Source organism: Acutalibacter sp., assembly GCF_056800975.1.
The window spans coordinates 1-12,231 of the sequence record NZ_JBQISV010000067.1 but is presented as its reverse complement, the minus strand read 5'-3'; the positions used below and the strand labels follow the sequence as shown (position 1 = coordinate 12,231).

The following is a 12,231-nucleotide window of genomic DNA, read 5'->3' as shown; positions in this document are numbered from 1 at the left end:
ACGAGATCCCGGACGCCAAGACTCAGATTGGCATTTTAAAAACTGCCCAACTGGTAGAAAAGGGTTTGCTATAAGCAGTCCTAGATATTTTTCTTGAAAGGAATGATAACCATGAGCTATAAAAGAATTGCCCCGCTGTTGCTGGGACTTACGCTGACAATTCTGTCAGCAGGGCTTTCTGCCTGCGAGAGCAAGGACAGCTGGTCCTCCTCTCCGGCCTCTGCCCCCACTGCAACCTCAGAACCCATCCCCACCCCGGAAGCTACCGCCACGCCGGAGCCCACCCAGGAGCCCACTCCCACCCCAGAGCCTACTCCGTCCATGGACGTGGACGCGCTGTTTGCGGAAAATCCCATTGACGCCCAAAAGGATGAAGACCTGGCTAATGCCTTTACCGCAAAGGACGCCTATCTGGCATTTCAGACAGCCAGAGAGAAGTGGACGCTTTTTGTAGACCGGGTGACTGATACCATCTCCAACCAGCTGTTGGAGGGACAGGAGAAAGAGGAGTTTGACCAGGCTGCGGAGGCTTGGGCTTTGGAGAAGGACGAGGCTCTTCAATCTGTTCTGGAGGGGAGCACAGAGGAGGAGCTGTTGCAGACAGACCTGGACAAGGCCACAGAGGCTTCTTCTACGGTAATGTCACTTTGTCGTGACCGCGCCCAGGAGCTTTGTAAAAAATACGCTGAGCTCACTGGACAGTTCCCGGACTTTGAGGCGCTGCTCAGCGACGCTCCCATGGGGTGAAAAGGTTTTCCACATTTTTGTTTATACCTGTGGAAAACCTGTGCTGTCACTTTGCATGTCGTGCAGACAAACACCCTGAGTTGAGACTTGTAGAAGTAGCATTTCTGAGAGGCTCTCTTATCTCACTGTCATAAGCCTCTGTTGACAGGACAGCATAAAACAAAAGCAGGTCCATTCTGAGTAACGTCAGAATGGACCTGCTTTTTTATGAATATGAGGGTTAAAGTGAGGTATTTTCGTCCTTCATTCTCCCGGCGTTTCCGGGATAGGCGCTTCCGGCTACTGGTCCTCTGGCTGTGTGGAAGCGTCCTGTGCCTGAGTATTGTCCTCAGCTTCTGTTTCTGCGCTGCCGATTCCCTCTGTGCTCTCAGCAGTCTCTGCTGGCAGTTCCTCTGTCTCCTCGCCGGCCATTTCCTCGCCGGCAGACGCCTCCTCCTTGGGGGCGCTGGTCAAGGTGACCACCTTGCTGTCCTCCTGCACCTTCATCACCCGCACACCCTTGCTGGGCCGGGCGCACTGACGGATTTCCTCCGCCGGGGTGCGTATCACAATGCCGTCGCTGGAAATCAGGATGATGTCCTCCTCAGGGGAAACCACCCGGATACCGGCAACCGCGCCGAATTTATCCACATGATAGTTCTTCAGACCCTTGCCGCCCCGCTTCTGAATGCGGTAATCCTCGGGGGGGCTCAGCCGGCCAAAGCCGGTTTCAGTGACAGTCAGCACCAAACTGCCCTCCCGCAGCACATCCATGCCCACAATGCTGTCCCCAGAATCCAGGCTCATCACCTTGACGCCCCGGGCATTGCGGCTGAGCTCCCGAATCTGGGTCTCATTCATACAAAGAGCCATGCCGTTTTTCGTGGCAAATATCAAATCATCACTACCGCCGGTGACCTGCACCCAGGCCAGATGGTCTCCTTCGTCCAGGTCAACGGCAATCAAGCCGGCCTTACGCACATTCTTGAAAGCCGAGAGCCTGGTGCGCTTCACCACGCCGTTTCGGGTGACCATTACCAGGAATTTCTCCTCGTCCATACCGTCCAGCCGCAGGACTGAGGTAATGGTCTCCTCTCCCTGCAGGGGAAGAAGATTGCGGATGTGCATGCCCCGGCTGGTGCGGGAGCCCTCGGGCACCTCGTAGCATTTGATGCGGTACATGCGGCCCAGGTCAGAGAAGAACAGAATATAGTCGTGACTGCCGGTGACAAAAATGTCAGAGGCCGCGTCCTCCTCCCGGCGGCTCATGGCCGAAATGCCCCGGCCGCCCCGCTTCTGGGACTTGTAATTCTCCATTTTCTGGCGCTTGACATAGCCATACTGCGTGAGGGTGAGGACGCACTCCTCTACAGGGATCAAGTCCTCCACGTCCACCTCGCCGCTGATGGCCGCAATCTCTGTGCGCCGCTCGTCTCCAAAACGGCGCTTCATGTCCAGGGCCTCGTCCTTGATAATGGCCTTGCGCCGGCTTTCGCTTTGCAAAATATCTGTCAGGTCCGCAATCTGCTCGTGCAGCTCGCTGAGCTCGGTCTCAATTTTCAAAATTTCCAGCCCTGCCAACTGTCCCAATTGGAACCGGCAGATGGCGTCTGCCTGAAGGTCGTCAAAGCCGAAATGCTCCATCAGAGCCAGCTTTGCCTCAGGCCGTCCGCCCTTACAGCCCCGTATGGTGGCAATAATCTCGTCTACAATGTCAACAGCCCGCTTCAGGCCCTCCAGAATATGGGCCCGGTCCTGGGCCTTTTTCAGGTCAAACCGGGTGCGCCGGGCAATGACTTCCATCTGGAATTCCACATACTTTTGCAGAATCTTCTGAAGGTTCAGAATCTCCGGCCTGCCGTCTACCAAAGCCAGCATAATGACGCCAATGGAGACCTGCATCTGGGTCAGGGCAAACAGATGGTTCAACACAATCTGGGGAGAGGCCTCCCGCTTCACGTCAATGACAATGCGCATACCCTCCCGGTCAGAGTGGTCGTCTACATTGGAGATGCCCTCAATGCGCTTTTCCTTCACCAGGTCGGCAATGCTCTTGATGAGCTCGGCCTTGTTGACCTTATAGGGAATTTCAGAGACAATGATTTTGGAGCGGCCGGACCTTTCTTCCTCCTCAATCTCTGCCCGGGCCCGGACCACTACCTTGCCCCGGCCAGTGGCATAAGCGGAACGGATGCCGCTACGGCCCATGATTATGCCGCCCGTGGGAAAATCCGGCCCCTTGATGTGCTCCATCAAATCGTCCAGGGTGGCGTCCGGGTTGTCAATATAGCAGCAGACGCCGTCCAGCACCTCGTTGATGTTGTGGGGGGGCACATTGGTGGCCATGCCCACGGCAATGCCCATCGAACCGTTTACCAGCAGATTGGGAAAGTGGCTGGGGAGCACCACAGGCTCCTTCAGACGGTCGTCATAGTTGGGCTTGAAGTCCACGGTGTCCTTGTTGATATCGTCCAGCATGGCCACGGAGAGCTTGGTCATCCGGGCCTCGGTATAACGGGGGGCGGCAGGGGGGTCGCCGTCCACAGAGCCGAAGTTGCCGTGACCGTCCACCAGCATATACCGCAGAGAGAAATCCTGGGCCAGACGGACCATGGCGTCATACACCGCCGCGTCGCCGTGGGGGTGGAACTCCGCCAGGGTCTTGCCCACGGTGTCCATACATTTGCGGTAGGCGCCGTCAGGCCAAAGAGAGTCCTGGTACATTTTATATAATATGCGCCTGTGCACAGGCTTCAGACCATCCCGCACATCCGGCAGGGCCCTCTGCACAATAACAGACATGGAATAGTCCAAAAAGGACTGCTCCATCTCCTTGGTAAGGGCCACGTCTATAATCCGGCCTCCGGATTCCTCCTGAGGGGGGGTGGTGTTGTTCTCAAATTCTGACATCTACACTTCTCCTTAACATCAGAGTCGTTCTCTGATTATCCCGGGCTTGTCCTGGCGGTTATACGTCCCAGTTGGCCTTCTGCGCGTTCTCCACGATGAAATCCCGGCGGGGCTCTACCTTGTCGCCCATCAGAATGGTGAACACCTGGTCTGCCTGGGCCGCGTCATCCACCTCCACCCGGCGCATGGTCCGGGCGGCAGGGTCCATGGTGGTCTCCCACAGCTGAATGGGGTCCATTTCACCCAGGCCCTTGTACCGCTGTATGGGGCAGTTGCCTCCCAGCTCTGCCAGAATCTTGTCCCGCTGGGGGTCGGAAAAGGCATAATAGTGACGCTTATTTTTGGTGATGCGGTATAGGGGAGGCTGGGCCAGATACACATGACCCTGCTCAACCAAGGGCCGCATGAACCGGAAAAAGAAGGTGAGCAGCAAGGTGCGGATATGACTGCCGTCCACATCAGCATCGGCCATGATGATCACCTTGCCGTAGCGCAGCTTAGTGATGTCAAAGTCCTCGCCAATGCCTGTGCCCAGAGCAGTCACCACGGGCATAAGCTTTTCGTTGCTGTAGACCTTGTCAAGCCTTGCCTTCTCCACGTTGAGCATCTTGCCCCACAGAGGGAGAATGGCCTGAAATTTTCGGTCCCGTCCGCCTTTGGCAGAGCCGCCGGCGGAATCTCCCTCCACAATATAGATCTCTGTCTCCTCCGGGTCTCTGGACTGGCAGTCTGCCAGCTTGCCGGGCAGAGAGTTACTCTCAAGGGCGGTTTTGCGCCGGGCAAGCTCTCTGGCCTTTCGGGCTGCCTCTCTGGCTCGGGAGGCGGTAAGAGCCTTATCAAAAATTGCCCGGGCAGTGGCTGGATTCTCCTCCAAATGCTGTAGCATTGCCTTGTACAGCATGGAGCTCACCAGGCCCGTGATCTCCGTATTGCCCAGCTTGGCCTTGGTCTGGCCCTCAAACTGGGCCTCCTTCAGCTTCACGCTGACCACGCAGGTCAAGCCCTCCCGCACGTCCTCGCCGGAGAGGTTCTTGTCGTTGTCTTTGAGAATATTATATTTTCTGGCATAATCGTTCATCACCCGGGTCAACGCCCGGCGGAAGCCCTCCTCGTGGGTGCCGCCGTCTACTGTACGGATGTCGTTGGCAAAGGAGAGCACCAGCTCGTTAAAGCTGTCGGTGTACTGCATGGCAATCTCCGCAGTGGCGTTGTTGTCCTCAGCCACAGCGGAAAAATGCATGATCTCAGGGTGAATGACCTCTACCGCTTTGTTCCTGTTGATATAGTCCACAAACTCCCGGATGCCGCCCTCATAACAATAGCTGTTGACTACTGGGCGTTCCCATTCCCGCTCCTCGGGCACGCGCTCCTCCGGGTTCCGCTCGTCAATGAGCTCAATGGTAATGCCCGCGTTGAGGAAGGCCTGCTCCCGCAGCCGGGTTTGCAGGGTTTCGTAGCTGTAGACTGTGGTCTCCTTGAAAATCTCCGGGTCTGCCTGAAAGCAGATAACAGAGCCGTTGGTGCTGCCCTCAGGGGCCGGGCCCTTTTCGATGAGCTCGGTGACAGCCTTGCCCCGCTCAAAGCGCTGGTAGTACCGCACCCCGTCGGTAATAACCTCTACCTCCAGCCAGGTAGACAGTGCGTTGACCACCGACGCGCCTACGCCGTGCAGGCCGCCGGAGACTTTATAGCTGCCCCCGCCAAACTTGCCCCCGGCATGGAGGATGGTGAACACCACTGTCACTGCGGGCAAGCCGGTTTGATGCTGAATGCCCACGGGAATCCCTCGCCCATTGTCAGACACATACACCACATTGCCGGGGAGAAGGCGCACCACCACCTTGTCGCAAAAACCCGCCAGGGCCTCGTCAATAGCGTTGTCCACAATCTCATACACCAGATGATGCAGGCCCCGGGGGCCTGTGGAGCCAATATACATGCCGGGCCGCTTGCGCACCGCCTCCAGGCCCTCTAAGACCTGGATCTGATCGCCGTCATAGGCCTGTTCACTTTTTGTCATGTCCGTGATCTCGTTGATTTCCAAAAGCAACTGCCCTCCAAAGCTCGTTTACAAAAGGCAAAGCCCGCCTTGCTTCCATCGGCCGAAAAGGACTGGCGGCACAAGGCCGGATATCTCCTGTATCTTCTTATCCTATTCTACTATTCCTACATTATAGCAGATTTTCGTAAATTTGTAAAGTCTCCCGGCGTAAGCTTTCCGGGGAGCTATATATGAAAAAATGTTTCATTTTTCGCCTGAGTTTTGGCAATTTTTCATATTATGCTGTCAGCGGAACTGCCTGCCGCTGGGCGTGTTCCCCGCCTGCTGCCCAGGACGGCGCTGGGAATCAGCCGGGCCCCCTGGACGCGGCCCGCCCACCTGGCTGACCGGCGTTCCCATGCCAGCTCTGGGAGCCCCAGAGGCAGGACGGCCTCCATGCTGCATGGACGCGCCCTGTTGGGCAAAGCTCATACCTTGCCGGGCAGGCTGGCCGTAGCCGGTTGGCCGGTTGTTTGCGACGCTGGCGGCAGGCCGCTGGGAGGGAGCCGGTTGGGCAACGGGCCTGGCCGGCCGAGGGGGCTGGGGAGGCTGGGGCTTTGGCTGAGCCGGCCGGGGTACATGGATGCGCTGGCTCATTTGGAGATTGTCCTTCTCCGCCTGGACCCTGGCCCGCTGAAAGGCCTGCTGATTCACCACTCCGGTGTCGCCCTTACCGGGCTGAGGCACAGGGCCGGTGCGCTGAGAGGCCCGAGGGAAGTGGTCCTCTTCTTCAGCAAAATATTCCGGACGTTGGGCCGGAGCAGGAGAGGGCTCCTCCTTGCCGCCCCGGAACAAGCGGCGTTTTTCGTACTCAGCCCGGGAGACCCGTTTGATCACCGGCTTTTCCAGGTACACCATGAACAGGCTGAACAGGAAAAACGCCGCAAAGGGCAGAAAAACATACAGCGCTGTTTCCAGCGAGATATCATCCAGAACAAATTTGTGAAAGAAATAGAGCACGCCGCTGGTAAACACTGCCAGCAGTCCCAACACATAGATGAGAGGGGAGAGGTAGATATTGGAGATGCCGCCGCAGCGGGGGCACTGATATTCTCCCTGTTTTTTCAGGGACCAGGTGCGAATGAGGTTCACTCGTTTTTTACAGTACGGGCATCTGGGTACTCCGAAATAACGCATAGGCTAATGGTCATCCCTTTCTTTCCATTTATTTTTCTGCCAGCAGGGCCTGGCTGGCCCTGCGCAGCAGTGTGGCGGGGGACATTTGCGAGAGGTAAACGGTCTCGCGGCCGTTCTCTTGACAGACGATAAAGGACTTTGGCAGCTCCGAGGTCACATCCACCACCCGGCCCTCCCGCTGGGCCCGGGCCAGATATTCTCTGGTGCGTTTGGAGCCGGTTGTGTTGTCCAGGTCGAACACGCCGGAGATGCTGGCGGTGTGCACAATGGTATTCTGCCCCAAATGAAGGTATAATTGCATATTTTTTCCTTTCCTGACCGCAAAAACCGCTTTCGTCATAAGACACAGGCCAGCCTCTGAGCAGCTGTGGGTTTCTCAGTATACCTCTTCCGGGTACACTGCCCCTGCCTCTACCCGAAAGCGCATTCCTGCCTCCATGCCTCCCACCGCGTCGGGGTCGCAGCAGGTGATGAATACCTGCTGGTCATGGAGATGATTCAAAAGATAGTCCTGCCGGTCCTTATCCAGCTCACTGAGCACATCGTCCAGCAGAACAATGGGAGTCTCGCCGGAATATTTCTCTAAAAGTCTGGCTTCTGCCAGCTTCATGGCCAGCACTGCGCTTCTCTGCTGGCCCTGGGAGCCATAGGCCTTAGCCGAGACCCCGTCAATACGAATATCCAGGTCGTCTCTGTGAGGGCCGGTCATGGTAAAGCCTGTGCGCACATCCGAGGCAGCGGTACGAGCCAGCTCCTGCAAAAACAGCTGGGTGGTCTCCAGCAGGGTGTCGCCTCCGGCAAAGGAGGGGGCATAGCGCAGGCTGAGCTCCTCCCGTCCCTTGCCGATGCCTTGAAAGACCTCCTGCACACAGGGCGCCAGATTCTCAATAAACTGCCGGCGTTCCAGCATCACCCGGGCCCCCAGGTCGGCGGTTTTGGCGTCCCAGGCGCTGACGGTCTCCATAAGCCGGGGGTTTTTGGCCACCTCCTTGAGCAGGGCATTGCGCTGAGAGACTGCCCGGCGGTAATTGCCCACCAGACCCGCATAGGCGGGCTTGATCTGGCACAGGGCCGTATCAATAAATTTCCGCCGGTGGGGCGGGCCCTCCTTGATGAGCATGAGATGCTCGGGGGAGAAGATTACTGCCCGGACCTTGCCCACCAGCGCGGAACCGCTGTTTTTTTTCACCTCATTGATCCAGCTGGTACGCCTGCCGCCCTCAATTTGCAGGACAGCGTTCTGTTCCCGGTCCTCGCTGAAAAAGTCCAGCTCAATGGTGGTAGAGGGAGCGTTTTTGCCGGTGGACTCATCCAGACGGGGGAGCTCATTGTCCTTTGCCCCCCGGAAGGAGTGGCCGCCGGTGAACAGCCAAAGGCCCTCCAGCAGATTGGTTTTGCCCTGGGCATTGCCGCCGTAAATAACATTGACCTCTTCGCAGGGGAAGAGCTCCTCGTCAGCAATATTGCGGAAATCCTTGGCGGCAAATCTGATTACAGTCATGGTGGTTACCTGTTTTCTGAAGTTTTTCTTGTGTTCTCTGTTTCGTATACGCTGACATTCTTGAGTAAAGGAAAAATAAAGGGTCTTCCTCTGATTTTTCCGGCGTCAAACAGGACGCTCGCCCCCTTGCTCCGCAAGGGGAGGAAGCTTTGCTTCGCAAACCTTCCGCAGCCGCCAAGAACGTGCGTCTGCGCTCGCTGGCATCTGACGGGTATGCTGAAGGTATTCTTCTCTGGATTTGACGGCAGCGAGGGGGCCGCTGGTCTTCCTGCGGTCGACCGCGCTAAGTTCGACTTGCCTGCGGCATCCGACTTGCCTGCGGCATCCGACTTGCCTGCGGCAAGTCGACGGCGGCGCAGCCTTACCCCGTTCTGGACTGAGATTTGGAGGTGAAGCACTACCTCGCACCTTTGCTCACTGCGCCGCCTAAGTTCAAGGTCAAGACCTTGGGGACTCTGTCCCCAAACCTCTGCCACCTTTGTAAAGGTGGACGAAACTTTTGATTCGCGCACCTCTGTTCTGCTTCGCTCTGGCTTTTCTGCCCGCGGTTTTGGTTATTGCTCTACCTGGAAGGTGCGGCCGTTCAGCTCTGCTGTATCCCCCGGGCGCAGCTTTTTGCCCCGCATCAGGCAGACCTCCCCGTTTACCCGCACCAAGCCATCCTGAATTGCCGCTTTCGCCTGCCCGCCGGTATCTACCATCCCTGTCAGCTTTACCAGCGCGTCCAGCCGGATAAACTCTGTCTCAATTCTGATTTTCTCCATCTGCGATGCTCCGTTCTCAGTCATTCTTCAGCCGCACAGGCAGAACAAGGAACAGGAAGCTGTCCCCTTCCTTGGGCTGTACAGTCATGGGGCTGAGGGGGCCGCTGAGGCCCACCCGGATTTCGTCGCACTCGGTATTCCGCAGGGCGTCCAGCAGGTAGCGGTTGTTAAAGCCGATTTCTACCTCGTCTCCCTCCATCTCCACCGGCAGCTGGTCGCTGGCCCGGCCCATGGAGGTGGTGCACAGCAGCTTCATCTCATGGTCGCCAAAAATGCAGCGCACCGGGCTCTTCAGCCGGTCGGTGATCAGCAGAGAGACCCGCTCCACGCTCTCAATGGCGTCGCGGGCGCGCAGGGTGACAGTGGTTTTACTGGTGGTGGGAATGGTTGCCTTATAGTTGAGAAATTCTCCTTCCAGCAGGCTGGAAATCACTGTATAGTTGGCGATTTTAAAGAGAATATGCCGCTGTCCGGCAGAGATCTCCACCGAGTCGTCAGAGTCCTTCAAAAGCTTGGTCAGCTCGTTCAGGGTTTTGCCCGGTACCACAAAGCTGAGCTTGCCCTCAAAGGCAATGGCCTCCGACCGCTTGGCCAGGCGGTAGCCGTCCACAGCCACCACGTCAAGCATATTATTTTCAATGGCGAACAGACTGCCCTGGTGGATAGGCTTGGCGTCGCTTTCCGCCACAGCGTATACAGTTTGACGAATGATGCTTTTCAGCACGTTGGCGGGCAGACTGATCTGGACAGAGTCGGAGAGCTTGGGCAGCTCGGGAAACTCCTCGGCAGGAATGCCGATAATGGAGAAATGGCTGGCTCCGCTCTCAATGGCGGCCATATTTTTAGGGTCCACCGTGATCTCAATGGCGTCGCTGGGGGTGCGGCGGACAATATCGGACAAAAGGCGGGCGCTGAGCACAGAGCGGCCGGGCTCCTGGACCTTGGCGGGGATAACGGTGGTGATACCCAGCTCCAGGTCGTAGGCAGAGAGCTCCAGCTGGCCCTCGGCAGCGCTGAGGAGAATGCCCTCCAGGGCGGGAATAGAGGTCTTACTTGAGACGGCCCGCTGGATGTTGGAGACAGCCTCATTCATATCGGTTTTATTGACGGTCAGTTTCATAGGTTGGTTTCCTTTCTGGTAGTAAAAATTACACGGTGGAATAGGTCAAATCACATAGTCTGGCTTGGCTTCGTTAAGCCGGACATAACGGGAACGATGGAAAGGAGGCTAGCGGCCTGCCTTATAGCTGGTAAATTCAGGAGAAAACAGTCCGTTATTTGCATTAAGGCCGGTAGGCACAGTTGCGTTTGACCTTTATACAGTTCCTGCGGCTTACAAAACAAGATGGCAACTCTCTGGTTTGCAGACAGGGAAGGGGAAGGAAAGAGCTTTCTTGTCCAGCCCTTTCCATTTTCAGCCTACTTTAACAGCTAGTTTTCTGTGCACGCTGCTGTTTCCTGTCTGCCGCCAAAAAATCCTTGTTATTATTATTCAAGATTTAGAAGCAGTAATAGGGGCTGTGGAACCTGTGGAAAAGCCCTTTCGCCCCCATAACCCCGGGAAAAATCTATTCACCTCTGCCTGTGAACAAGCAGGGGGAAAAGTGAAGGCCGTTTTTTTCATTCCACAGGCTGTGAAATGCTGTGGTGTGGAATGTGAAGGAAAAGTGGAAAACTTTTCCGTTACCGGTCCCGGATATTTTTGATAATATCATTGACCGTATCCTTGGTATGGCTCTCCTTTTCCAGCTTTTCATCCATCTGCCGCAGGGCGTACACCACGGTGGAGTGGTCCCGGCCTCCAAAGGTCTGGCCAATCTCCACCATGGACATCTGGGTGATCTCCCGCACCACATACATAGCCACCTGCCGGGCCTTGGATACCGCCGCGTTCCGCTTCTGGGAACGGATGTCCTCCGGGGTCACCTGATAGGTTCTGGCTACCTCCTCAATGATCTTGTCCACTGTCACCGGCGTGGGCTGGGAGTTGTTGATGATGTCGCTGATGGCTGTCTGGGCAGTGGCCACGTTGACCGGACGTCCCTCCAGCATATGGAAGGCCCGAAGCTTTTTTACCGCTCCTTCCAGCTGGCGGATGTTGTTTTTCAGCTTGTTGGCAATATATTCGCATACGTTTTCAGGAATGTCAAAGTCAAAGCTTTCGGCCTTGCGCCGGATGATGGCTACCCGGGTCTCAAATTCCGGGGCCTGCACGTCAGCGGTAAGGCCCCACTCAAACCGGGTCTTCAGCCGGTCCTCCAGGGTGGCAATGTCCTTGGGGGGCCGGTCAGAGGTGAGGATGATCTGCTTTTTCGCCTCATAGAGGGTATTGAAGGTATGGAAGAATTCCTCCTGGGTAGAGGTTTTGCCGCCAATAAACTGGATATCGTCTACCAGCAGCAGGTCGGCGTTCCGGTACTTGGTGCGCAGGGCCGCTGTGGTGCCCCGGGCAATGGCCTCGATGACCTCGTTGGTGAAGTCCTCGCTTTTTACATAGACCACGCTGCGGTCAGGGAAGTTGTTCTGAAATTCCCGGGACACCGCAGAGAGCAGATGGGTCTTGCCCAGTCCCGAGTTGCCGTAGATGAAAAGCGGGTTATACAGCAGCGCAGGCTTGCTGGCCACTGCCTGGCAGGCCGCGTGGGCAAACCGGTTGGAGGAGCCCACCACAAAGGTCTCGAAGGTGAGCTCGTAGCCGTCGTCCTGAGAGGCGTCCCTTTCCACAGGGGCCGGCTCGTCCTTCTGCACTACCAGCTTAAAGCCAATATTGTCTCCGAACACGTTGCGCAGGGCGCTTTCCAGCAGCTCGCTGTAGCAGCGCTGCAGAGTCTGCTGGTGAAATTCGTTGGGCGTCTCAATAATAGCCAGCCCGTTCTCAAAGTCCATCGAGACGGGGCGCAGCCTGCTGAACCAGGTTTTATACGCCACGTCTGTGATCTGCGACTTGCAGAACTCGCAGATAATCTCCCATGCCTGATCAAATGAATCCAAGTACATTACCCTCCCAATTCTTCGTTGCCGGAATGTCTGCTCTCCCGGTGCGGAATCGTCCGCAATACCTCCAAAACAGTCACGAAAACAAGAGCCTGACGGTATCGTTTACGCCGCTAAAAAACAGAGGCGTTTTGGATATAGGCCGCAGACTGACTGAT

The 12,231-nt window shown here is 56.6% G+C and carries 10 protein-coding genes; 2 read left to right on the top strand and 8 right to left on the bottom strand.

Translation table 11 applies throughout. The features are described 5' to 3' along the window. The first annotated feature begins 111 nt into the window (after window positions 1-111). A complete protein-coding gene (locus tag ACTO5E_RS07990; protein WP_482302885.1) occupies window positions 112-747 on the top strand; it encodes a hypothetical protein in 636 nt (211 codons plus the stop codon). A gap of 279 nt (window positions 748-1,026) precedes the next feature. Here the strand turns inward: ACTO5E_RS07990 and gyrA are convergent, their stop codons facing one another. The 7 genes from gyrA to dnaN all read right to left on the bottom strand — a co-directional run bounded on the left by gyrA (window position 1,027) and on the right by dnaN (window position 10,199). Continuing rightward, window positions 1,027-3,636, bottom strand: coding sequence for a DNA gyrase subunit A (gyrA, locus tag ACTO5E_RS07985; RefSeq protein WP_482302884.1), 2,610 nt, complete (start codon window positions 3,634-3,636; stop codon window positions 1,027-1,029). Window positions 3,637-3,694: 58 nt separating this feature from the next. Then, window positions 3,695-5,656 carry a DNA topoisomerase (ATP-hydrolyzing) subunit B gene (gene gyrB, locus ACTO5E_RS07980; RefSeq protein ID WP_482302886.1) on the bottom strand — a complete coding sequence of 654 codons (1,962 nt, stop codon included), beginning with the start codon at window positions 5,654-5,656 and terminating at the stop codon, window positions 3,695-3,697. A gap of 267 nt (window positions 5,657-5,923) precedes the next feature. Continuing rightward, the gene (locus tag ACTO5E_RS07975) at window positions 5,924-6,814 is read right to left on the bottom strand and encodes a hypothetical protein (RefSeq protein WP_482302883.1); all 891 of its coding nucleotides are present in this window, start codon (window positions 6,812-6,814) and stop codon (window positions 5,924-5,926) included. 28 nt (window positions 6,815-6,842) lie between these two features. After that, window positions 6,843-7,115: an extracellular matrix regulator RemB gene (gene remB / locus ACTO5E_RS07970; protein WP_482302882.1), complete on the bottom strand. Its 273-nt coding sequence runs from the start codon at window positions 7,113-7,115 to the stop codon at window positions 6,843-6,845. 75 nt (window positions 7,116-7,190) lie between these two features. Continuing rightward, entirely contained in the window at window positions 7,191-8,315 is a 1,125-nt protein-coding gene (gene recF, locus ACTO5E_RS07965; protein ID WP_482302881.1) for a DNA replication/repair protein RecF, read from the bottom strand. Window positions 8,316-8,869: 554 nt separating this feature from the next. Beyond that, window positions 8,870-9,079: an RNA-binding S4 domain-containing protein gene (locus tag ACTO5E_RS07960; protein WP_482302880.1), complete on the bottom strand. Its 210-nt coding sequence runs from the start codon at window positions 9,077-9,079 to the stop codon at window positions 8,870-8,872. 16 nt (window positions 9,080-9,095) lie between these two features. Beyond that, on the bottom strand, window positions 9,096-10,199 hold the full coding sequence (gene dnaN / locus ACTO5E_RS07955) for a DNA polymerase III subunit beta (RefSeq protein WP_482302879.1): 1,104 nt from the start codon (window positions 10,197-10,199) through the stop codon (window positions 9,096-9,098). A gap of 274 nt (window positions 10,200-10,473) precedes the next feature. Between dnaN and ACTO5E_RS07950 the strand changes: the two genes are divergently transcribed. Next, window positions 10,474-10,785, top strand: coding sequence for a hypothetical protein (locus ACTO5E_RS07950; RefSeq protein ID WP_482302878.1), 312 nt, complete (start codon window positions 10,474-10,476; stop codon window positions 10,783-10,785). On the opposite strand, the gene dnaA is transcribed toward ACTO5E_RS07950, so the two are convergent. Next, complete coding sequence (gene dnaA, locus ACTO5E_RS07945) at window positions 10,763-12,070, bottom strand: chromosomal replication initiator protein DnaA (RefSeq protein ID WP_482302877.1); 1,308 nt, start codon at window positions 12,068-12,070, stop codon at window positions 10,763-10,765. The two genes, ACTO5E_RS07950 and dnaA, sit on opposite strands and share 23 nt — an antisense overlap. Between the last annotated feature and the right edge of the window lie 161 nt (window positions 12,071-12,231).